20 protein-coding genes are annotated in these 23,294 nt (G+C 40.4%); 15 read left to right on the plus strand and 5 right to left on the minus strand.

The genetic code is table 11. The features are described 5' to 3' along the window. The first annotated feature begins 43 nt into the window (after nucleotides 1–43). The 4 genes from pflB to RDV53_RS05390 all read left to right on the plus strand — a co-directional run bounded on the left by pflB (nucleotide 44) and on the right by RDV53_RS05390 (nucleotide 4,729). A complete protein-coding gene (pflB, locus tag RDV53_RS05375; protein ID WP_005695254.1) occupies nucleotides 44–2,356 on the plus strand; it encodes a formate C-acetyltransferase in 2,313 nt (770 codons plus the stop codon). 396 nt (nucleotides 2,357–2,752) lie between these two features. After that, entirely contained in the window at nucleotides 2,753–3,418 is a 666-nt protein-coding gene (locus RDV53_RS05380; protein ID WP_147286810.1) for a hypothetical protein, read from the plus strand. A gap of 13 nt (nucleotides 3,419–3,431) precedes the next feature. Then, the gene (gene pflA / locus RDV53_RS05385; protein WP_032822527.1) at nucleotides 3,432–4,172 is read left to right on the plus strand and encodes a pyruvate formate lyase 1-activating protein; all 741 of its coding nucleotides are present in this window, start codon (nucleotides 3,432–3,434) and stop codon (nucleotides 4,170–4,172) included. A gap of 53 nt (nucleotides 4,173–4,225) precedes the next feature. Next, nucleotides 4,226–4,729 carry a surface-adhesin E family protein gene (locus RDV53_RS05390; protein WP_005695257.1) on the plus strand — a complete coding sequence of 168 codons (504 nt, stop codon included), beginning with the start codon at nucleotides 4,226–4,228 and terminating at the stop codon, nucleotides 4,727–4,729. Nucleotides 4,730–4,851: 122 nt separating this feature from the next. Here the strand turns inward: RDV53_RS05390 and efp are convergent, their stop codons facing one another. Continuing rightward, entirely contained in the window at nucleotides 4,852–5,418 is a 567-nt protein-coding gene (efp, locus tag RDV53_RS05395) for an elongation factor P (RefSeq protein WP_005695259.1), read from the minus strand. A gap of 36 nt (nucleotides 5,419–5,454) precedes the next feature. Here efp and epmB point away from each other — a divergent pair, with 36 nt between their 5' ends. From epmB to RDV53_RS05440, 9 genes are all read left to right on the plus strand, one after another. Continuing rightward, nucleotides 5,455–6,471, plus strand: coding sequence for an EF-P beta-lysylation protein EpmB (epmB, locus tag RDV53_RS05400; protein ID WP_032822552.1), 1,017 nt, complete (start codon nucleotides 5,455–5,457; stop codon nucleotides 6,469–6,471). A gap of 74 nt (nucleotides 6,472–6,545) precedes the next feature. Next, on the plus strand, nucleotides 6,546–7,916 hold the full coding sequence (oapA, locus tag RDV53_RS05405) for an opacity-associated protein OapA (protein ID WP_005695261.1): 1,371 nt from the start codon (nucleotides 6,546–6,548) through the stop codon (nucleotides 7,914–7,916). 105 nt (nucleotides 7,917–8,021) lie between these two features. Next, nucleotides 8,022–8,429, plus strand: a complete 408-nt coding sequence (locus RDV53_RS05410) for an MliC family protein (protein ID WP_032822526.1) — start codon at nucleotides 8,022–8,024, stop codon at nucleotides 8,427–8,429. A gap of 7 nt (nucleotides 8,430–8,436) precedes the next feature. Beyond that, complete coding sequence (gene recO, locus RDV53_RS05415) at nucleotides 8,437–9,141, plus strand: DNA repair protein RecO (protein ID WP_005695263.1); 705 nt, start codon at nucleotides 8,437–8,439, stop codon at nucleotides 9,139–9,141. Between the two features lie 36 nt (nucleotides 9,142–9,177). Next, entirely contained in the window at nucleotides 9,178–10,488 is a 1,311-nt protein-coding gene (gene rlmD, locus RDV53_RS05420; RefSeq protein WP_005695264.1) for a 23S rRNA (uracil(1939)-C(5))-methyltransferase RlmD, read from the plus strand. Nucleotides 10,489–10,589: 101 nt separating this feature from the next. Continuing rightward, nucleotides 10,590–12,839 (plus strand): GTP diphosphokinase, encoded by a 2,250-nt coding sequence (gene relA / locus RDV53_RS05425; RefSeq protein WP_032822524.1) that lies wholly within the window; start codon nucleotides 10,590–10,592, stop codon nucleotides 12,837–12,839. A gap of 20 nt (nucleotides 12,840–12,859) precedes the next feature. Next, nucleotides 12,860–13,216: a diacylglycerol kinase gene (locus RDV53_RS05430; RefSeq protein WP_005695266.1), complete on the plus strand. Its 357-nt coding sequence runs from the start codon at nucleotides 12,860–12,862 to the stop codon at nucleotides 13,214–13,216. Nucleotides 13,217–13,364: 148 nt separating this feature from the next. Next, on the plus strand, nucleotides 13,365–14,621 hold the full coding sequence (locus tag RDV53_RS05435; RefSeq protein ID WP_032822523.1) for a GntP family permease: 1,257 nt from the start codon (nucleotides 13,365–13,367) through the stop codon (nucleotides 14,619–14,621). A gap of 14 nt (nucleotides 14,622–14,635) precedes the next feature. Further along, nucleotides 14,636–15,766, plus strand: coding sequence for a glycerate kinase (locus RDV53_RS05440; RefSeq protein ID WP_005695269.1), 1,131 nt, complete (start codon nucleotides 14,636–14,638; stop codon nucleotides 15,764–15,766). Nucleotides 15,767–15,824: 58 nt separating this feature from the next. Here RDV53_RS05440 and xerD read toward each other — a convergent pair whose 3' ends face one another. Genes xerD through proC form a run of 3 tightly spaced genes read right to left on the minus strand, consistent with a single transcriptional unit; the run spans nucleotide 15,825 to nucleotide 18,696 of the window. After that, nucleotides 15,825–16,718, minus strand: coding sequence for a site-specific tyrosine recombinase XerD (xerD, locus tag RDV53_RS05445; protein WP_005695271.1), 894 nt, complete (start codon nucleotides 16,716–16,718; stop codon nucleotides 15,825–15,827). Between the two features lie 2 nt (nucleotides 16,719–16,720). Next, complete coding sequence (locus RDV53_RS05450; protein WP_005695272.1) at nucleotides 16,721–17,881, minus strand: 3-phenylpropionate MFS transporter; 1,161 nt, start codon at nucleotides 17,879–17,881, stop codon at nucleotides 16,721–16,723. After that, nucleotides 17,881–18,696, minus strand: a complete 816-nt coding sequence (proC, locus tag RDV53_RS05455) for a pyrroline-5-carboxylate reductase (protein WP_032822522.1) — start codon at nucleotides 18,694–18,696, stop codon at nucleotides 17,881–17,883. Before proC ends, RDV53_RS05450 begins: the two co-directional genes overlap by 1 nt. Before the next feature lie 68 nt (nucleotides 18,697–18,764). Here proC and rdgC point away from each other — a divergent pair, with 68 nt between their 5' ends. After that, nucleotides 18,765–19,676, plus strand: coding sequence for a recombination-associated protein RdgC (gene rdgC / locus RDV53_RS05460; RefSeq protein ID WP_005695274.1), 912 nt, complete (start codon nucleotides 18,765–18,767; stop codon nucleotides 19,674–19,676). Nucleotides 19,677–19,759: 83 nt separating this feature from the next. Here rdgC and typA read toward each other — a convergent pair whose 3' ends face one another. After that, complete coding sequence (typA, locus tag RDV53_RS05465; RefSeq protein WP_005695275.1) at nucleotides 19,760–21,610, minus strand: translational GTPase TypA; 1,851 nt, start codon at nucleotides 21,608–21,610, stop codon at nucleotides 19,760–19,762. 249 nt (nucleotides 21,611–21,859) lie between these two features. Here typA and glnA point away from each other — a divergent pair, with 249 nt between their 5' ends. After that, nucleotides 21,860–23,278, plus strand: coding sequence for a glutamate--ammonia ligase (gene glnA / locus RDV53_RS05470; RefSeq protein WP_005695276.1), 1,419 nt, complete (start codon nucleotides 21,860–21,862; stop codon nucleotides 23,276–23,278). Nucleotides 23,279–23,294 lie beyond the last annotated feature (16 nt).

Genomic DNA, 23,294 nt, shown 5'->3' on the forward strand with positions numbered 1-23,294 from the left:
CTAAACAGACTTATTTTTTATCAATTAAAAAAAGGAAATGACTATGTCAGAACTTAATGAAGCACAAAAAGTTGCGTGGGCAGGATTCGTTGCCGGTGATTGGCAAGAAAACGTCAACGTGCGTGATTTTATTCAAAAGAACTACACCCCGTATGAAGGTGATGATTCTTTCTTAGCAGGTCCAACCGAAGCGACAACAAAACTTTGGGAAACCGTTATGGAAGGAATTAAAGTTGAAAACCGCACACATGCGCCATTAGACTTTGACGAACATACCCCTTCAACGATTACTTCTCACGCACCAGGTTATATCAATAAAGACTTAGAGAAAATCGTAGGTCTTCAAACCGATGCTCCATTAAAACGTGCCATTATGCCATTCGGTGGTATTAAAATGGTGGAAGGATCATGCAAAATTTACGGTCGTGAATTAGATCCTGAAGTGAAAAAAATCTTCACTGAATATCGTAAAACCCATAACCAAGGTGTGTTCGATGTTTATACGCCAGACATTTTACGTTGTCGTAAATCAGGTGTATTAACTGGTCTTCCAGATGCTTACGGTCGAGGTCGTATCATCGGTGACTACCGTCGTGTTGCACTTTATGGTGTTGACTTCTTAATGAAAGATAAATACGCACAATTCACTTCTTTACAAAAAGACTTAGAAGATGGCGTAAATTTAGAAGCAACTATCCGTTTACGTGAAGAAATTGCAGAACAACACCGTGCATTAGGCCAAATGAAACAAATGGCAGCAAGCTACGGTTTCGATATTTCTAATCCTGCAACTAACGCTAAAGAAGCTATTCAATGGATGTACTTTGCTTACTTAGCAGCAATTAAATCACAAAATGGTGCAGCGATGTCATTCGGCCGTACTGCAACCTTTATCGATATCTATATCGAACGTGATTTAAAAGCAGGTAAACTTACTGAAACTGAAGCACAAGAATTAGTTGACCACTTAGTCATGAAACTTCGTATGGTTCGTTTCTTACGTACACCTGAATACGATCAATTATTCTCTGGTGACCCAATGTGGGCAACTGAAACCATCGCAGGTATGGGGTTAGACGGCCGTACATTAGTAACCAAAAATACCTTCCGTATTTTACACACCCTTTACAACATGGGTACTTCTCCAGAACCAAACTTAACAATTCTTTGGTCTGAACAATTACCTGAAAACTTCAAACGTTTCTGTGCGAAAGTATCGATTGATACATCATCAGTTCAATACGAAAACGATGATTTAATGCGTCCAGACTTCAACAATGATGACTATGCAATCGCATGTTGTGTATCACCAATGGTTGTGGGTAAACAAATGCAATTCTTCGGTGCGCGTGCAAACTTAGCGAAAACATTGTTATACGCAATCAACGGCGGTATCGATGAAAAGTTAGGTATGCAAGTTGGTCCGAAAACTGCACCAATCACTGATGAAGTGTTAGATTTCGACACCGTAATGACTCGTATGGACAGCTTTATGGATTGGTTGGCAAAACAATATGTGACTGCCTTAAACATCATCCACTACATGCACGATAAATATTCATACGAAGCCGCATTAATGGCATTGCATGACCGTGATGTATATCGTACCATGGCTTGTGGTATCGCAGGTCTTTCTGTTGCAGCAGACTCACTTTCAGCAATTAAATATGCGAAAGTTAAGCCTGTTCGTGGCGACATCAAAGATAAAGATGGCAATGTTGTAGCAAGCAACGTAGCAATCGACTTCGAAATCGAAGGTGAATATCCACAATATGGTAACAACGACAACCGTGTTGATGACATCGCTTGTGATTTAGTTGAACGTTTCATGAAGAAAATTCAAAAACTTAAAACTTACCGTAATGCTGTGCCTACACAATCTGTATTAACCATTACTTCTAACGTGGTTTATGGTAAGAAAACAGGTAACACCCCAGATGGTCGTCGTGCCGGCGCGCCATTCGGACCAGGTGCTAACCCAATGCATGGTCGTGACCAAAAAGGTGCGGTCGCATCATTAACTTCTGTGGCTAAACTGCCATTTGCTTACGCGAAAGATGGTATTTCTTATACCTTCTCAATCGTACCAAATGCGCTAGGTAAAGATGCAGAAGCACAACGTCGCAACCTTGCTGGCTTAATGGATGGTTACTTCCACCATGAAGCAACAGTAGAGGGCGGTCAACACTTAAACGTAAACGTGTTAAACCGTGAAATGTTATTAGATGCAATGGAAAATCCAGATAAATATCCGCAATTAACCATTCGTGTATCTGGTTACGCAGTACGTTTCAACTCTTTAACTAAAGAGCAACAACAAGACGTCGTCACTCGTACATTCACAGAATCGTTCTAAAACACGATAAAATTTAACCGCACTTTAGCGGGAACATAAAAATTATGAGCCTGATTTAAGTCAGGCTCATTTTTTATAAATGATATTTTTGGTAAAATCTAGCTATATTTTTACTTTTTTTACTTGTTCTTACTTTGAGGATGTATTATCACGATGCACAATAAATTTTCTAAATTACAACGTACCTTTAAGGACAATCCATCTTTATGTTTTTCTTTACTAATACTATCATTTATTCTATTCTGGTATGGTTGTAAATTTCGTCTTACTTTTATTGGTTCATTATTACTTATTCCTAATGAACGAAATGTGCGAGATGAATTTCTAGATATATTGGATCCTGCTATATTATTATTCTTGTCATCTTTTTTTGTCTTTCAAGATTTTCGAGTAAGTATGAGTAATATTTATGGTAGAAGTAATATAAATATTCCATTGTTAAATAAATTAATTATTTTTTTATTATCTTTTATTTTTTTCCCTATAGTTAAGTATTTTATAGGCTCTGCTATAAATGGAACTGTGATTGATATTGTAGGATATTCTTCTAGTTATTTTCCGTATTTTGAAGGTGTTTTATTTCCTATACCTTTATTAGTTATTTGTGTTTGCATTTGTTGTTGTTTTAATGTTTTAGTTTTATTTTTTTTGTTTTTTTCTTATATGTCTAACTTAAATGGTTTATCGGAATTTAATTTTAGGAATTTATCAATATTTATTTTGACAGGTTTTTCGAAGGGTAGTCATGAAAAACATACCTTAAAAGTTAGTTTGTTTGGACGTATTAGGATTTTTGTATTTTTAATGCTTATATTTATTAATATATCTCTATTTTTCTCTTTTAAGAATGGTGTGGAGTTTATCCTTTCTGGTAAGGATGGAGATAAGGAAATTAAGGAACTTTTATTAGTTACTTCATATAATGAGATACCAGCTAGATGTAGATATTTATTAAATGTTTACGGGGGTAAAGAAAAAGCTTTATTATCGTTTATTGATGAAAATTTAGCATCCATTTATATTGTAGATGATGATGTGTTTATTAATGAATCCTGCAAATAGTATTGGAGATATAATGTCAATTTTAGGAAGAATTCATTCTTTTGAATCTTGTGGCACCGTGGATGGCCCGGGGATTCGCTTTATTTTATTTATGCAAGGCTGTTTAATGCGTTGCAAATATTGCCACAACCGTGATACTTGGGATCTTGAAGGTGGTCGCGAAATTAGTGTTGAAGAGCTTATGAAAGAAGTGGTGAGTTATCGCCATTTTATGAATGCGACTGGTGGTGGCGTGACGGCATCTGGTGGTGAGGCTGTTCTCCAAGCAGAATTTGTTCGAGATTGGTTCCGAGCTTGTAAAGCAGAAGGCATTAATACCTGTTTAGACACCAATGGCTTTGTACGTCATTATGATCATATTATTGATGAATTGCTTGATGTAACCGATCTTGTGTTGCTTGATTTGAAAGAGCTGAACGATCAAGTGCACCAAAATCTGATTGGCGTGCCAAACAAACGTACGCTGGAATTTGCAAAATATCTGCAAAAACGTAATCAGCGAACCTGGATTCGTTATGTAGTAGTTCCAGGTTATACCGATAACGATCATGATGTTCATCTGCTCGGACAGTTTATTGAAGGTATGACCAATATTGAAAAAGTCGAACTTCTCCCTTATCATCGATTAGGCGCTCATAAATGGAAAACCCTTGGCTTTGAATATGAGCTCGCAGATGTATTGCCTCCGACGAAAGAATCGCTTGAACATATCAAAACGATTCTTGAAGGATATGGACATACGGTAAAATATTAAGCTAAGGTATAAAAAGATTAACAGCAGGCTTTAGAAAGCTTTAAGGAGGAAAAATGAAAAAATTAGCATTAACGTTTTTAGGTGTAGCCCTTTTAGCAGGTTGTTTAGCTGTTCAATCGCCAGTTACACAAGAAGAGGTGACATTAACCGCCCCTTCAAAAGATAGAGTAGGGTATGTGCGATTAGTAAAAGATAAAAATTACTACATTGATACTGATTCTATTTGGGTAGATAACCAAGATTTAAATCAGGTGCACTTTGATGCCGTGGTGAATTTGGATAAAGGTTTATATGTGTATCCAAATGAGAAAAGACGCTATGCGCGTTCTGTTCGCCAATATAAAATTTTAAACTGTAAGAACTACCATTTAACTCAAGTTCGTACTGATTTTTATGATGATTTCTGGGGTGAAGGTTTACGCGCCGCACCGAAAAAACAAGAGAAATACACAATTAGCTTAAAACCTAATACAACGCTCTATGCGGCTGCACAAGTTATTTGTGTGAACTCAGATAGAAAACCTTCTTTAGATTTAGAAGGCTCAAAAGTAAAATAATCAATCAAAGTGCGGTTAGAAATAACCGCATTTTTTATTTCTCTGAAACGAATGAACACGTAATAAAAAAACGGTCAATATTCATTAAATATTGACCGCTCTTTTCATCTCACCATGAAAGATTATTTCACACGAGAAACGTATTCGCCTGAACGAGTATCAACTTTGATTACTTCGCCGATTTGAACGAAAAGAGGTACTTTCACCACTGCACCAGTACTTAATGTTGCTGGTTTACCGCCAGTACCTGCAGTATCACCTTTAAGACCTGGGTCAGTATCGATGATTTCTAATTCTACGAAGTTTGGTGGGGTAACAGTAATTGGCGCACCGTTCCATAAAGTCACGATACAATCTGCTTGGTCTAATAACCATTTTTCAGCATCACCCACTGCTTTTGCATCAGCAGAGTATTGTTCAAATGTTTCTGGGTGCATGAAGTACCAGAATGCATCATCTTTGTATGAATAAGTGAGGTTAAGATCCATAACATCAGCAGCTTCAACCGAAGTACCAGATTTGAAGTTTACGTCTAATACTTTGCCTGAAATTAATTTACGAATACGAGTACGAGTAAAAGCTTGGCCTTTACCTGGTTTAACGAATTCGTTTTCAACGATCACACAAGGCTCACCGTCTTGCATAAATTTTAGACCTGGTTTGAAATCACTGGTAGTATATGTAGCCATATTAAAAATATCCTAAAAAATAGAGATTGTTTGAAAGTGCGTATTTTAACCCGAAATATTGCGATTAGAGAAGAACAAAATTGGTTAGAAACCCTAAAAAATGCGATTTCTGATCCGAAAATCTTGTTAAAAACCTTAAATTTGCCTGTTGAGGATTTTGCCGAGGATATCGCTGCCCGTAAACTTTTTGCTATGCGAGTGCCTTTACCTTTTGTTGAAAAAATGGAAAAAGGGAATCCGAAAGACCCACTTTTTTTGCAGGTAATGACGGTTCAGCAAGAATTTATTGAAGCGGAAGGCTTTAGCCAAGATCCTTTAGACGAACAGCAAAAAAATGCCGTGCCTAATATTCTACATAAATACCAAAATCGCTTGCTGTTCATGGCAAAAGGAGGCTGTGCGGTTAATTGCCGCTATTGTTTCCGTCGCCATTTTCCTTATGACCAAAATCCAGGCAATAAAGTCAGTTGGAAACAAGCAATAGACTATATCGCCGCACATCCAGAAATTGAAGAAGTGATTTTTTCGGGTGGCGATCCGATGATGGCGAAGGATAGTGAATGGGCGTGGCTATTAGAACGCCTTGAAAAGATAAAGCACTTACAACGTTTGCGTATTCACTCTCGTTTGCCAGTCGTGATTCCAGAGCGCATTACGGATGAATTTTGTGATTTATTGTTGAATAGTCCATTACAAGCTGTGTTTGTGACGCATATCAATCATCCAAATGAAATTGATGAAGGACTCGCTTTCGCTATGCAAAAACTGACAGAAGCTAAAGTAATATTACTCAATCAATCGGTCCTATTAAAGGATGTGAATGATAACCCACATACATTAAAAGTATTGAGCGATAAGCTATTTCAAGCGGGAATTTTGCCTTATTACTTGCATTTATTGGATAAAGTACAGGGGGCGAGCCATTTCTATATCTCGGATGAGCGTGCCTTACAAATTTATAGAGAATTGCAGGCACTCACTTCTGGCTATTTAGTACCCAAATTAGCACGAGAAATCGGTGGAGAGCCAAATAAGACTTTATACACAACGTAAGATCCTATAAAATACGATACAATTTTTCACCGCACTTTTATGCGATCTTTAGTTTAGCAAATCGAGGTAATACCGTGGATAATAAAAATCAACCTAACGACAATTCATCGCAAAATGAATTAGATTTAGGATTTAATCACTCTGACTCTGTGACACCAAGAAAAACGATTCAACAAAGTGGCTCAATTTTTGATAAAGCCAAAGGTTTATTTGGTAAAAAACAACAAGCAGATACGCAATTTCATGTTCGTCGCGAGCCAACTTTTGGAGCAGCCACAAGCCAACCTTTTTCGCCATCTCAAACATTCCAAAGTGAAAATGTCGAACAAGTAGCTCAAGCAAGTGCTTTCAGCCCTCAGGAGCCTGTTGAAAATGTTCAAGTAGAAAACGTAGCTGAAGAAAAAGTGATTTTTGAAAATTCACCTACAGAAGAGGTTGTGGAAGACGTGACAACTCAAGCAGAAACCGTTGCACCAGCCGCTGCAGCAAGCTTGAAATCACCTGAAAAATGGAAGGTTTTACAAATGTTACCAGAAAAACATCGTCGTTTATTTATTGCGATTTTGGGTTTAGTGGTATTACTAATCATTTTCTTCACCTTAAAACCAAATTCAGATACGGTAGAGTCTTTTGAACAACAAAACAGCAATGAAATTCCGGTTCAATTCCAATCATTGGATCAGTCTCAACCGGTTGAAACCACAGTATTAGATAATAATAACAATGCAGCGCCGGCAACAACGGAACAAGCCGCAAATGAAGCTAAATCAGATGCACTTCCAGCCATGGAGTACGTAGGTGATAAAGCAGATGCTGCGAAATTACAACCTGCAGAGCCTGCACAACAAACTGTTGTTCAACAACCAGCAACTCAACCAGCTGTTGCTCCTGCACCAGTTAAAGAACCCGTGAAAACAGTACAACCAACTGTAGAAAAACATACCGCAACGATTGAGCATAAAGCAGAACCTCGTCGCGAACAGACACCTGTGGTTCAAGAGAAAAAACAACCTAAACCTGTAACTGAAAAAGTGACAGTTCAGCCGACTCAAACCGTGAAAAAAGAGTCAAGCAAAATTCAAGAAGCGAAACCGGTTGCAACTAAAGATAGTAAGGTTCAAATTGTGGATGCGAAATCAGCAAGCAACAATGCGGTGAAAGCAACAGAACCAACAGTACAAACCGCTTCAACAGGTGCAACAAAAACATTAACGGTGCCGCAAGGTGTTTCATTGATGCAAGTATTCCGTGATAATAAATTGAATATTTCAGATGTGAATGCCATGACAAAAGCAAGCGGTGCAGGTAATGCATTAAGCAGTTTCAAACCTGGTGATAAAGTACAGGTATCTGTGAATAGTCAAGGTCGAGTGAGTGAGCTTCGTTTATCAAATGGCGGCAAGTTCATTCGTCAAGCCGATGGTTCATATCAATATAAAAAATAATTTTTAGTGGGCGAGTAATCGCCCATTTTTCTAGATGAGATTGTTTATCCTTGCTCATTTCGAAAAGTGAGCAATCATAAACAAACCTTGATGGAAATAGAATTCATGTTAAAAAAATTAAGCGTAATTTTGACCGCACTTTGCCTTTCCGCTTGTTCACAAAATGTTGAATTAAGCGACCCCGCACCACAGAAAATGAAAGTGCAAACCGTGGATAAAAAATCTCAAAAGGGTTCGGCGACGGTTTATTTGTGTAAAGGCAATAAAGAAGTGAGTGTGGTTCATACGAAGCAAAAACAGAAAAGTAAAAAAACACTCAGTCAGGTGACCGTTACTTTTAATGATGTAACCGAAAAATTGACTCGTGTGATTTCTGAACGTGGTAGAAATTATGCGAATATTCGTTGGTATTGGCAGGAGCGTGATGACTTCAGTCAATTACAAACTAGCGTAGGTGAAGTGCTCGCAGAACACTGTGTGAAACAACCAAGTGAATTAAAATCAGGCAAATAATTCTTGTATGGATCTCCAACGCGGCTTTGTGTTACATCGTCGTCCTTATAGTGAAACCAGCCTTTTGGTGGATTTATTCACTGAAGAAACAGGGCGTTTGACGGTTATTGCAAAAGGTGCACGTGCGAAACGTTCTGCATGGAAATCTGTCTTACAGCCTTTTACGCCATTACTTCTTCGTTGGTCAGGAAAAGGCGCATTAAAAACACTCACGAAAGCAGAGCCCGCAGCAATTACGTTGCCTTTGCAGCAAACGGCTTTATATAGCGGGTTTTATGTAAATGAGCTGATTACTCGAGTGATCGAGCCCGAAACGGCCAATCCACAACTTTTTCAGCATTATCTTCAATGCTTAACAGGCTTAGCCACTCAACCACAGGTTGAGCCCACATTGCGTCTATTTGAATTTCATTTACTTAAAATCTTAGGTTATGGCATTGATTTTCTGCATTGTGCAGGATCAGGTTTACCAGTAGATGAATCGATGACTTACCAATATCGTGCGGAAAAGGGTTTTATCGCCTCGTTAGTGAAAGATAACTTAACCTTTTATGGGCGAGATTTGCTTGCTTTTGACCGTTTGGAATTCACCGATGAATCCGTCTTGCTAGCAGCAAAGCGCTTTACTCGAATTGCGCTCAAACCTTATTTAGGCGATAAGCCGCTGAAAAGTCGAGAGTTATTTACGCAAAACGTGCTTTATTTAAAATAATTCCTTTCTTTGATACAAATAAATTAAAACACCATCATGGCTTTACTTTACGCTCCACAAAAAAAACAGAAAACCACCCAAAAAGTTGTCGCTGAAATTCAGGATTTAGATTATCAAGGGCTAGGTGTCTCTAAAATTCAAGGTAAAACCTGGTTCATTGAAAATGCCTTGCCAACGGAAAAAGTGGAAGCGGTAGTCACCGATGAAAAACGTCAATATGGGTTAGCCATTGCACAAAAGTGGCTACAAAAGAGTAGTCAGCGTGTTGAACCGCAATGCAGTTATTATGAACGTTGTGGTGGATGCCAAGGACAGCATATCCCTGTAGAAATGCAGCGTAAAGCGAAAGAAAAAGCCCTTTTTTCTCGATTAAGTAAACTGCAAGCAGAGCCTATTCAATTAATGCCAATGATTTGTGGCGAACAATGGGGCTATCGTCGTCGTGTACGATTAAGTTTGCTGTGGAATGCTAAAAATAAAACTATTGAAATGGGATTTCGTCAGAAAAACTCCAATCAGTTAGTCAGCATTCAGCAATGCTTAGTCGCTGAGCCTGCGATTAATGATCTTATTCCAAAATTGACCGCACTTTGGGCGCAATATTCGGTCCCGAAACAATTAGGGCATGTTGAATTAGTTTCAGCAGAGAATGGCGTAGCCATGTTGTTACGCTATAAGGGAAATTTAGCCGAAACTGACCGCACTTTGTTACTCGAGTTTGCACGTGTCAATGCTGTGAATTTGTTTTTACAAGATGATCAATGTATTCAACTTGCGCATGGTGAAATGCCTTATTATTCTCTGGACGATATTCGTTTATCTTTTGATATCCGCGATTTTATTCAAGTGAATACCCACTTAAATCTTCAAATGGTTGAGACTGCTTTAGATTGGCTTGATTTGAATCAGGACGATCACGTTTTAGATTTATTCTGTGGGATGGGTAATTTTACTCTGCCTTTAGCCAAACGCGTGAAAAGTGCGGTTGGAATTGAAGGTGTTTTTGACATGGTTCAAAAAGCCCAAACGAATGCACAGTTTAACCACATTGAGAATGTTGAATTTTATCAAGCCGATTTAGACCAAGCTTTTTCAGAACAACCTTGGGCAAAACAACATTTCAATAAAATTCTTCTCGATCCACCTCGCAGTGGTGCCGCTTTTGCGCTGAATGCGTTATGTGAGCTTTGTGCAGAAAAAATTCTCTATGTGTCTTGCAACCCCGCAACTTTAGTACGAGATGCAGAAATACTTCGCTCTTTCGGTTATCGCATTATCAAAACCGCCATGATTGATATGTTCCCGCATACCAGTCATTTGGAGTCGGTGACATTATTTATCAAATAAGATGTAAATTCTGATAGAATAGTCAGACTTTTTTGTTGTCTTAAAAAGACAACTCGGTTGATAGGATGTCACCGAGCCATATTCATCAACAAGGGGGTATTATGGTTGCAGTTCGTGGTTCTCACTTATTAAATCCGCAAGATTTTGTGATCGAGCAATGGTGTTCGAGCCTTAAACTTCCTGCCGCCACTGAAAAGTCCCTGATTGATGCTTGGTATTACGCTCAAGCTAAAATAGCTGAACATACCGATAAAATGGAAAATGCAGTGCTCACATTGCAATCCGGTGTGGAAATGGTGGAAATACTGCATGAAATGAATATGGACAGTGAGAGCTTGCTCACTGCGATGCTATTCCCATTAGTGGCCAACCAACTCGTAGATTGGGAACAAATTCAAGAAGATTTTGGCCCTAAAATCACTAAATTACTCAAAGGCGTGGAAGAGATGGATAACATCCGTCAACTCAATGCCAGTCATTCTGCCAATGCTTCCCAAGTGGATAATGTACGCCGTATGCTCCTTGCGATGGTGGACGATTTCCGCTGTGTGATTATCAAACTTGCTGAACGTATTACCTTTCTTCGCGATGCGGAAAATCATTTTTGCGAAGAAGAAAAAGTGTTGGCTGCCAAAGAATGTTCCAATATTTATGCCCCGTTGGCGAACCGTTTAGGTATCGGTCAATTGAAATGGGAGCTTGAAGATTACTGTTTCCGTTATTTGCATCCCGAACAATATCGAAATATCGCTAAATTATTACATGAGCGTCGTTTAGATCGTGAACAGTATATTACTGATTTTGTGACAGAATTAACCGGTTATTTAAAAGAAAATATTGATCAGGTTGAGGTTTACGGTCGTCCAAAACATATCTATAGCATTTGGCGAAAAATGCAAAAGAAACACTTGGAATTCAGTGGTTTATATGATGTAAGAGCGGTCAGAGTTATTGTGCAAAAATTGCAGGATTGTTATACCGCGCTTGGTATCGTACACACTCATTTCAAACATTTACCAAAAGAATTTGATGACTATGTCGCCAATCCTAAACCGAATGGCTATCAATCCATTCATACTGTGGTATTGGGCAAAGGCGGTAAGCCGATTGAAGTGCAAATTCGTACCCAGCAAATGCATGATGATGCGGAGCTTGGCGTCGCAGCACACTGGAAATACAAAGAGGGGACGACGGGTAGCCTTTCTGCTTACGAAGAAAAAATCACTTGGTTGCGTAAATTACTTGCATGGCAAGATGATATTACAGATTCTGGCGAAGTGATGGCCGAATTGCGTAGCCAAGTCTTTGATGACCGAGTCTATGTGTTTACGCCAAAAGGTGAGGTAGTAGACTTGCCAGCTGGTTCTACACCGCTCGATTTTGCTTATGCGATTCATAGTGAAATTGGGCACCGTTGTATTGGGGCGAAAGTTGGTGGGCGTATCGTGCCATTCACTTATCATCTGCAAATGGGTGAGCAAGTGGATATCATCACGCAGAAAAATCCAAATCCAAGTCGAGATTGGGTAAACCCTAATTTAGGGTTTACGCATACGTCAAAAGCGCGTGCGAAAATCCAAGCGTGGTTCAAAAAACAAGATCGTGATAAAAACGTTCCTGCGGGTAAAGAGCTGTTAGATAATGAGCTTGCGCGTTTGAATATCAGTTTAAAACAAGTAGAGCAGGTTGCATTACCTCGTTATAACTTAAAAAATCTCGAAGATTTATACGCGGGCATTGGTAGCGGGGATATTCGTTTAAATCAATTGGTGAATTTCTTACAAAGCCGATTGATTAAAGTGACGGCTGAAGAGGCGGATCAAGAAATTCTCCGTCATGTGGCGAGCAAAAGCGCGAATACCGCACAGCAAAAGGCACAACAAAAAGCAGATCAGCAGCAGAAAAAAGGCTATGTGATTGTTGAAGGTGTCGGTAATTTACTGCATCATATGGCGCGTTGTTGCCAACCGATTCCAGGCGATGCCATTGCAGGCTACATTACGATGGGGCGTGGCATCTCAATTCATCGCTGCGATTGTGAACAGTTCATTGAATTACAAGCTGCCCATCCTGAACGCGTAGTAGAAGCCCTTTGGGGAGATAATTATGCGGCGGGGTTCCATATTAATATTCGCATTGTGGCCAGTGATCGAAACGGTTTATTACGCGATATTACAACCGTGCTCGCGAATGAAAAAGTCAGCGTGTTAGGGGTTTCAAGCCGTGCAGACACCAAAAAACAAGTGGCAACGATGGATATGGAAATTGAACTGAAAAATGTCGAAAGTTTAAGTAAAATACTGGCTAGATTAGCGAAGTTAGACGACGTTATCGAAGCAAAACGTTTATAGATTACAACATAGGAACTTTTATGTATAAAACCACGGGATTAACCCATTTAATTAACTCTACAAAATATTCCTTACAAGGTTTAAAGAGTGCATTCAAAAATGAAACCGCATTCCGCCACGAGTGTTTTCTTGCGTGCATTCTGATTCCGCTCGCATTTTGGCTCGGTGACACTAAAATTGAAATTGCCTTGATGATTTCATCGGTTTTACTCGTGATGGCAGTAGAGCTGTTAAATAGTGCAGTTGAAGCGGTGGTGGATCGTATCGGTACAGAACGCCACGAGCTTTCAGGTAGAGCCAAAGACCAAGGCTCAGCAGCGGTATTCATTGCACTTTGCATCGTTGCCGTTGTTTGGGGGAGTATTTTATTTTTCTAAAGTGCGGTCAATTTTAAGTAAAAATTTCGGCTTATGTGTTTTACATAAGCCGTTTTTGTAGGTGGAAGTCGGACAAGATTTTATTCCTCTACATTTGCTGATATAAATAAGAAAGATTTTGGCATATTTATCTCAACAGGAGGATGCTATGCCTACAGTTACAGCCTTAGGTGCGCTCATTGCACTCATCGTCGCTATTTTCCTTATTTTGAAAAAAGTTTCACCAGCCTATGGTATGTTAGTCGGGGCTTTAGTAGGGGGATTAATCGGTGGTGCGGATTTATCTCAAACCGTGAGTCTCATGATCGGAGGGGCTCAAGGTATCACTACCGCAGTCATGCGAATTCTCGCAGCAGGGGTATTGGCGGGAGTTCTGGTTGAATCCGGTGCGGCTAATACCATTGCTGAAACCATTACAAACAAGTTAGGTGAAACAAGAGCATTATTAGCGTTAGCGTTGGCCACATTAATTTTAACCGCCGTTGGTGTATTTATTGATGTTGCCGTGATTACGGTCTCTCCAATCGCCTTAGCACTTGCTCGTCGTACTGACTTATCAAAACCTGCCATTCTCTTAGCGATGATTGGTGGGGGAAAAGCTGGAAACTTAATGTCACCTAATCCTAATGCGATTGCTGCAGCAGATACATTCCATCTTCCTTTAACGTCAGTGATGATGGCAGGGATTATCCCCGCTATTTTTGGCTTAATATTGACGTATTTCTTAGCAAAACGTTTAAGAAACAAAGGTTCGCGCGTTTCATCCCAAGAGGTTGTCGCTGTAGAAACACAGAATCTACCCTCATTTTTGACCGCACTTGTGGCGCCTTTGGTTGCTATCTTCTTACTGGCTCTTCGTCCGTTAGCTGATATTAAAGTTGATCCTTTAATCGCTTTACCACTTGGTGGTTTGATTGGCGCATTATGTATGGGCAAGCTTCGCCAAGCCAATAACTATGCGATTAGCGGTTTAGGGAAAATGGCTCCGGTGGCAATTATGCTACTTGGTACGGGCGCTTTAGCCGGTATTATTGCCAATTCCGGTATGAAAGATGTGCTCATTGAAGGCTTAAAACATTCGGGTTTACCTTCTTATATCCTTGCGCCAATTTCAGGTGCACTCATGTCGCTTGCCACAGCATCAACAACGGCAGGTACTGCGGTTGCTTCGAATGTGTTTAGTTCAACGCTATTAGAGTTGGGGGTGAGTAGTCTAGCTGGTGCTGCGATGATTCATGCGGGGGCGACAGTTTTTGATCATATGCCACATGGTTCTTTCTTCCATGCAACTGGTGGTAGCGTAAATATGGACATGAAAGAACGCTTAAAATTGATTCCTTATGAAAGTGCAGTGGGTTTGATCATGACCATTGTGTCCACCTTAATTTTGGGTGTATTTAGTTAGTTTAAGGAGAGAATATGAAAATTGTCATTGCGCCTGATTCATTTAAAGAAAGTTTAACCGCACTTGAAGTGGCTAATGCGATTGAAACGGGTTTTAAACGTATTTTCCCAAACGCTGAATATGTGAAACTACCAATGGCAGATGGGGGAGAGGGAACCGTACAATCTTTGGTTGATGCCACTCAGGGGCGCTTAATTGAGGCAGAAGTCACTGCACCGTTAGGCAACCAAGTAAAAAGCTTTTTCGGTTTATCGGGTGATGGTAAAACGGCAATAATCGAAATGGCGGCCGCGTCGGGATTGCATCTTGTCCCGATGGATAAACGTAATCCTTGCCAAACCACCAGTTTTGGCACGGGTGAGCTGATTAAGCAAGCCCTAGATCTTGGCGTACAACATATCATTTTAGGAATTGGTGGGAGTGCCACAAATGACGGTGGTGCGGGTATGCTGCAAGCATTAGGCTTACGTTTATTGGATAAAAATGGGCAATCCATTGGCTTTGGTGGTGCAGCATTATCTAATCTTGCTGAAATTCAACTGGTTGATTTAGATCCTCGATTGCAACACGTACAAATCGAAGTGGCTTGTGATGTGAATAATCCACTTTGTGGTGAACGAGGTGCCTCTGCGATTTTTGGTCCACAAAAAGGTGCGACGCCTGAGATGGTAAAAGAACTCGATGCTGCGTTAGCCCACTTCGCCGAAATTGCCAAGCGGGATTGTGGTAAAAAGATTCAAGATCAACCAGGTGCGGGTGCGGCAGGTGGTATGGGCGGTGGTTTATTACTTTTACCCAATGTACAACTCAAAGCAGGCGTGCAGATTGTTTTGGATAATTTGAAACTCGCTGATCAAGTTAAAGAGGCTGATTTAGTGATTACTGGTGAAGGCCGTATGGATGCACAAAGTATCTTAGGTAAGACTCCAATCGGTGTGGCGCGCACGGCGAAACAATTTAATAAGCCAGTCATCGCGATTGTGGGTTGTTTGCGTGAGGATTATGAAGTGGTGTATGAACATGGCATTGACGCGGTGTTCCCAATTATCCGTAAGCTGGGGAATTTACCGACAATTCTCAACCAAGGAGAGCAGAATTTAGTTTCAACAGCTCAAAATGTGGCGAGATTGTTGTCATTAAAATAAGCTTTTCATACTAAAGTGCGGTCAAAAATAACGATAAATTTGACCGCACTTTTTGATCTTATCCCCTCGGATGAAATCTTTCGTGAAGGTGTTTCAAGCGTTCTTTCGCTACATGAGTGTAGATTTGCGTGGTGGAGAGATCGCTGTGTCCGAGGAGCATTTGCACAACACGGAGATCCGCACCATGATTCACCAAATGTGTCGCAAAGGCATGACGAAGAACGTGTGGCGAAAGCGCATCCGTATCAATTTCCGCTAACACAGCATAATGCTTGATGCGATGCCAAAAGGTTTGGCGAGTCATTTGCTGAGCTCGTTGGCTTGGAAAGACCACATCGGAACTTTGCCCGTTAAGCAAAATAGGACGACCGTAAAGCACGAATTGTCGCACCCAAAACGCGGCTTCTTCTCCCATTGGCACGATGCGTTCTTTGTTACCTTTACCAATTACACGCACGACACCTTGTTGTAAATTCATATTCTCAATGGTGAGTGTGACCAATTCTGTTACACGCAATCCAGTGGCGTAAAGTAATTCCAACATGGCTTTATCGCGTAACTCGAGCGGAATTTCGACATCTGGCGTATTTAATAAATCTGTAACTTGTTGCTCTGTTAAATACTTAGGCAAACGGCTTGGTAATTTAGGTGAATTCAGTACAGCACTCGGGTCATCCGTACGATACTTTTCACGGTATAAATATTGGAATAATTTCCGCATCGCACTTAACATTCTTGCAGTGCTCGTGGCTTTGTAACCTTGCTCTAAACGACTGCCTAAAAATTGTTGTAGATCTAAGGGGTCGAGGGTTTCGAGAGATAAATTTTGTTTATCCAACCAATCACAAAGTGCGGTCAAATCGAGACGATAAGACTGCACGGTGTTTTCAGACAATCCTTTTTCGATCCAATATTCATTCAAGAACAAATCAACTAGCGTGAGATTATTCATGTTTACACTCTATGTACCAAAAAGGCTTTCACGCCACGCGGGGTGATAAATAACCCAATGAAGGCAAAGGCGGCCATTAAGCTAAAGGCATAAACGGGCGAAATTGGATAAAGTACGCCAGAAAGCGCAGTGAAAATCGCAATGGCGGCAGATCCCGCTAAAGCATTGTATAAGCCTTGTAATTTCGCAATATGGGTTTGTGGCTGAGTCGTGATGTAACGCACGGTCGCGTAATGCCCCGCAACATACGTAAGACTATGAAAACATTGCAATAGGATGATTTCAACAAAGGTGTCGGCATAACCGAACGCGAGCCAACGCACGATAGCCGCGATACCTGTGAGATAGAAAAGGGCCGTAATGCTCCAGTTTTTGAATAATCGAGTGGAGAAGAAAAAGACCACGATTTCAGCTAATACACTGATTCCCCAAAATAAACCTGCATCGGAAACGGAGTGGCCATGATTTGTCCAAAAAATAGTGCTATATGAGTAATAAGCTGCATGCGATCCTTGAATGAGTGAAATCGCAATAAACAAACGAAGGGTCGTTTTATTTTTCAGTAAGTCTAAAAATCCAACGGAATTTTCGACCGCACTTTGAGGTTCATCCTGCGGCATTGGGTTCGGATGAAGTAATTGCACAATACAGTAAAAAACGAGTATGCCTGTGATCATCCAAGTAATATATTGCTCACCCACGAGTCCAACAAAATACCCGAATACCATCACACCAACAACAAACGCAAAGGAACCAATTAAGCGCGCTTTGCCATAATCTAAATGAATTTGTTGTTGCCACGTACTGGCGAGGCTATCGCCAATCGGCATACCGGCCGCATTCACCATAGAATACAATGCAAGTCCAATAAACAAAAGCCAGAAATTGTGCGACATCAGTCCAATTAACGCCATTGTAATGGCACTGGCCACGCCTAAATAACGTAAGCCGTTTACTAAGAGGGAAACGCGTTTTATTAAGCCGGAAAATAAAATACCGCCGCTGAAACGGAAAATGTAGGCACAGGCAAGCAATAAGCCGATGCTTTCTTCGCTATAAGATTGCGTTTTCAACCATGCCGGGAAAAGCGGAAGAAACACACCGTAGGCACAATAGTAGCCAAAAAAGCTCAAGGCGAGCCAAGTAAAAGGACGAACTTGCATTAGAATAATTTTTCCATTTCTTGTGAGCGTGCCACACAGGCCTGCATCGCTTGTTTAATGATGTCGTTAAATTGGTGTTGATTGAACACATTTAATGCGGCTGCGGTGGTGCCGCCTTTTGAGGTGACATTTTCTCGTAAAGTCGAAAGAGCTGTCTGTGGATTTTCAATCACCAACTTCGCTGAGCCTAACATAGCTTGTTGTACCAACTCACGAGATTGGTTTTCATCTAAGCCCATTTCCATTAAGCCTTGTTGCATGGCTTCTAAAAATTGGAAGAAGTAGGCAGGGCTACTGCCAGATGCCGCGGTGACTGCATGCATTTGAGCTTCATTTGTCATCCAAGTGGTTTTCCCTACAGCTGACAGTAAATCTTCCGCAAAAGTGCGGTCAATTTCAGGTGTGTTTTTATCAGCAAATAAGCCAGCCATACCTTCACCCACTAATGCAGGTGTGTTTGGCATCACGCGAACAATGGATTTTGCTGTTGGAAGGAGTTCAGCTAATCGGGCAGTTGAAATCCCTGCTGCAATAGAAATAATTAATTTATCAGAGAAATCAACCGCATTTAATGGGTTGCAAACATCGGCTAGCACTTGTGGTTTTACCGCAAATAACACAACTTGAGATTGTGTGATGGATTGCTCGTTATCCGTAGAAACGGCGACACCATATTGTGCAAAAAAGGCACGTTTTTCTTCATTAGGATCATTAACGATAATTTTGTCGGCAGGATAACCTTGTTTTAATAGGCCTAACACAATCGCTTGTGCCATATTGCCACCGCCGATGAAGGTAATTAATTTTTGTTGCATCATTTTTTCCCGTGAGTTTATGGGCTACAATGTCGCGTATTTTACCCTATTATGAAGGAAGTGTTACGATGTGGTTTAAAAATTTAATGTCATATAGGCTGACTAAGCCCCTAGATTGGGATCTTAATGAATTACAACGCCAGTTGTCAGATTGTGAATTTCATCCTTGTGGCTCACAAGATCAAAGTAAATTTGGCTGGACGAATCCGTTGAAATACAGTGAGCTATTGCATTTTTCTGTCGGTAAACACATTTTATTGGTTGCGAAAAAAGAAGAGAAAATGTTGCCGGCGAATGTAGTGAAACGTGAATTAGATGAACGCATTGAAAGCCTGGAGCAAAAAGAAAACCGTAAATTGAAGAAAACGGAAAAACAAACGTTAAAAGATGATGTGGTGATGAATTTATTGCCACGCGCATTCACTAAAAATCAGCAAACTTCTGTATGGATTGATACGGAGAACAACCTTGTGCATGTCGATGCGGCATCGAGTAAACGAGCAGAAGATGCCTTGGCGTTATTGCGTAAATCACTTGGTTCGTTACCCGTTGTACCGTTGGCATTTGCAAATGAACCTTCGACCATTTTAACGGATTGGATTGTGCAGGAAAAAATCCCGCATTGGTTGGTGGCATTAGAAGAGGCTGAACTGCGAGGAAGCCAAGAAGACAGCGTGATCCGTTGTAAGAAACAGCCTTTAGAAAATGAAGAGATTCTTGCGCTTTTACAAGATGGCAAAAAAGTGGTGAGCAAGCTTGCATTGGAATGGGAAGATACGCTGACTTTCGTGTTTAATGAAGATTGTACGCTCAAACGTTTAAAATTTGCTGATGCGGTGCGTGAGAAAAATGCGGATATTTTAAAAGAAGATTATGCGCAACGCTTTGATGCTGATTTTGTATTAATGACGGGCATTTTATCTAAACTAACCGAAAACTTGCTTGATGAATTCGGTGGCGAGAAAGTCAGATTAGGTTAGTTTTAATCATGAAATAAAAAGGCGAACATCATGTTCGCCTTTTGTTTATTTAAAAGTGCGGTCAAATTTCCGCACGTTTTTAATTAGTGTGTACTCGTACTGGTTGTCGTACGGTTTGCACGTTTACGATCGTTTTCCGTTAAGAGTTTTTTACGGATACGGATCGATTCAGGTGTGACTTCCACTAACTCGTCATCATCGATAAACTCGATAGCTTGTTCAAGTGTAAATTTCACCGGCGTAGTTAAGACGATGGCATCATCTTTACCTGATGCACGCATATTGGTGAGTTTTTTACCTTGTAAACAGTTTACGGTTAAGTCATTTGTGCGGCTGTGAATACCGATGATTTGACCTTCGTAAACCTCTACGTTAGCTTCGATCATTAATTTACCACGCTCTTGTAAACCAAATAGTGCATAGGCTAATGCTTTACCAGTTGCATTAGAAATTAATACACCGTTTTTACGTTGGCCAATTTCACCTGGTTTGATGTCATCGTAGTGATCGAAACTAGAGTAAAGTAAACCGGTACCAGATGTCATGGTCATGAATTCACCACGGAAACCGATCAAGCCACGGCTAGGGATGATATATTCTAAACGAACACGACCTTTACCATCTGGCATCATATCGCGAACTTCACCTTTACGGATACCTAATGCTTCCATGACTGAACCTTGGTGTTGTTCTTCTACGTCGATAGTCACTTGTTCGTAAGGCTCTTGTTTTTTGCCGTTGATTTCACGGTAGATTACTTTAGGACGAGACACCGCAAGTTCATAACCTTCGCGACGCATGTTTTCAATTAATACAGAAAGGTGTAATTCACCACGGCCAGAAACACGGAATTCATCTGGGTTTGGAGTTTCTTCTACGCGTAATGCCACGTTGTGAACGAGTTCTTTGTTTAAGCGTTCAAGAATTTGACGAGAAGTTACATATTTACCTTCTTGACCCGCAAACGGTGAAGTATTTACACAGAAGAACATGGTTACGGTTGGTTCATCAACGGTTAATGAAGGTAAGGCTTCAACGGCGTTGATATCACAAATAGTGTCCGAGATATTTAATTCACCTAAACCAGTAATCGCGATGATATCGCCTGCGTAAGCAACATCTTCTTCATAACGTTGTAAACCAAGGTGGCCTAAGACTTGACCAACACGGCCTTGGCGAGTTTTACCTTCACCATCAATGATCGTCACAGGTTGATTTGGTTTGATTGAACCACGTTTGATACGACCGATACCAATAACACCCACATAGCTGTTATAGTCTAATTGGGAAATTTGCATTTGGAATGGCGCATCAAGTTCCACTTTTGGTGGTTCAACGTGTTGAACAATCGCTTCAAATAACGGCGTCATATCTTCCGCTAAATCTTCATGTTCAAGACCTGCTACACCATTTAATGCAGATGCATAGATAATCGGGAAGTCTAATTGCTCATCGGTTGCACCAAGATTAACGAATAAATCGAATACTTGATCCACCACCCAATCAGGACGTGCGCCTGGACGGTCAACTTTGTTGATAACTACGATTGGTTTTAAACCATGAGCAAAGGCTTTTTGTGTCACGAAACGCGTTTGTGGCATTGGGCCGTCAAAGGCATCTACCACTAAAAGTACAGAGTCCACCATAGAAAGTACACGTTCTACTTCACCACCGAAGTCGGCGTGTCCTGGGGTATCTACGATGTTAATGCGATAACCATTCCAGTTAATTGCGGTATTTTTTGCAAGAATGGTAATACCACGTTCTTTTTCAAGATCGTTTGAGTCCATTACGCGTTCATCAACATCACCACGAGTTGATTCAAATGTACCGGATTGTTGAAGAAGTTTGTCAACGAGGGTGGTTTTACCATGGTCAACGTGAGCGATAATTGCAATATTGCGCAATTTATTAATATCAATGTCGTTTTTCATTTATTACATTCTTAAAGTTTAAGTTTTGTAGGGTGGAATTTTTATACCACCGAATAGTCCAAGTAGTTTAAATTGGTGAGTAAAACTCACCCTACGAGAATCGCGAAAGGGCAAAAATTATACACGATATTTCGTTACTCTGCTATGCCGGTGTTTAAAATAAATCCCATGAAAAAAGCAAGCGATTGCGTTATAATGCTCTTTTAATTTTATTAAAGATTATACACATAGCAAAATAGAGGACTCCTTATGCCAAATGCAAATGCAATTGCCAACGTATTTAAACTGATCGAAGAGAACGATATTAAGTTCGTGCTACTTCGTTTCACCGACATCAAAGGTAAAGAACACGGTGTTTCTATCCCGGTTAGCCTTGTCGATGAAGATATGTTTGAAGATGGCAAAATGTTCGATGGCTCTTCTGTTGAAGGTTGGAAAACCATTAACAAAGCCGATATGCTTTTAATGCCAATTGCTGAAACTGCAGTGGTCGATCCATTTGCGCAGATCCCAACACTTTCAATTCGTTGTAGCGTTTATGAGCCAACAACCATGCAAAGCTATGATCGTGATCCGCGTTCAATCGCTATTCGTGCAGAAAACTATATGCGTTCAACAGGCGTTGCAGATCAGGCATTCTTTGGTCCAGAACCTGAGTTCTTCTTATTTGATGATGTGCGTTTTGATGTATCAATGAACCGTGCTTCTTTCGCCATTGATGATATTGAAGCCGCTTGGAACACCAACAAAAAATACGAAGGCGGTAACAATGCTTATCGTCCATTGAAGAAAGGTGGTTATTGTGCGGTAGCTCCAATTGATACGGCTCATGATATTCGTTCTGAAATGTGTTTAATTTTAGAAGAAATGGGCTTAGTCATCGAAGCTCATCACCATGAAGTGGCAACAGCAGGTCAAAACGAAATTGCAACGAAATTCAACAGCTTAACCTTAAAAGCGGATGAAACACAAATCTATAAATATGTAGTACAAAATGTTGCATTAGAACACGGTAAAACCGCTTGCTTTATGCCAAAACCAATTACGGGCGATAATGGTTCAGGCATGCACTGTAATATGTCATTAAGCAAAGATGGTAAAAACATTTTCCAAGGTGATAAATATGCCGGCCTTTCTGAAACCGCACTTTATTACATCGGTGGTATCATTAAGCACGCTAAAGCATTAAATGCATTCACCAACCCAAGTACTAACTCATACAAACGCTTAGTGCCAGGTTTTGAAGCGCCAGTATTGTTGGCTTATTCTGCAAGTAACCGTTCTGCTTCAATTCGTATCCCAGCAGTAACCAGCCCGAAAGCAATCCGTATTGAAGCACGTTTCCCCGATCCAATGGCAAACCCATATCTGGCTTTCGCTGCATTATTAATGGCTGGCCTTGATGGCGTGGTAAACAAAATTCATCCAGGCGATGCAATGGATAAAAATCTTTATGATCTTCCACCAGAAGAATTAAAAGATATTCCAGCAGTCGCGAGCTCGCTAGAAGAAGCATTGAATTCATTAGAAAAAGACTATGAATTCTTAACGCAAGGTGGTGTGTTTACGAAAGACTTTATCGAAGCATTTATTAATATTAAACGTAAAGAAGTAGAACGTTTAAATATGACACCACATCCTGTTGAGTTTGAGATGTATTATGCTTAATTAAAGTTTCAATCAG

The organism is Haemophilus parainfluenzae ATCC 33392 (assembly GCF_031191205.1).
In the GTDB taxonomy this organism is placed as follows: domain Bacteria; phylum Pseudomonadota; class Gammaproteobacteria; order Enterobacterales; family Pasteurellaceae; genus Haemophilus_D; species Haemophilus_D parainfluenzae.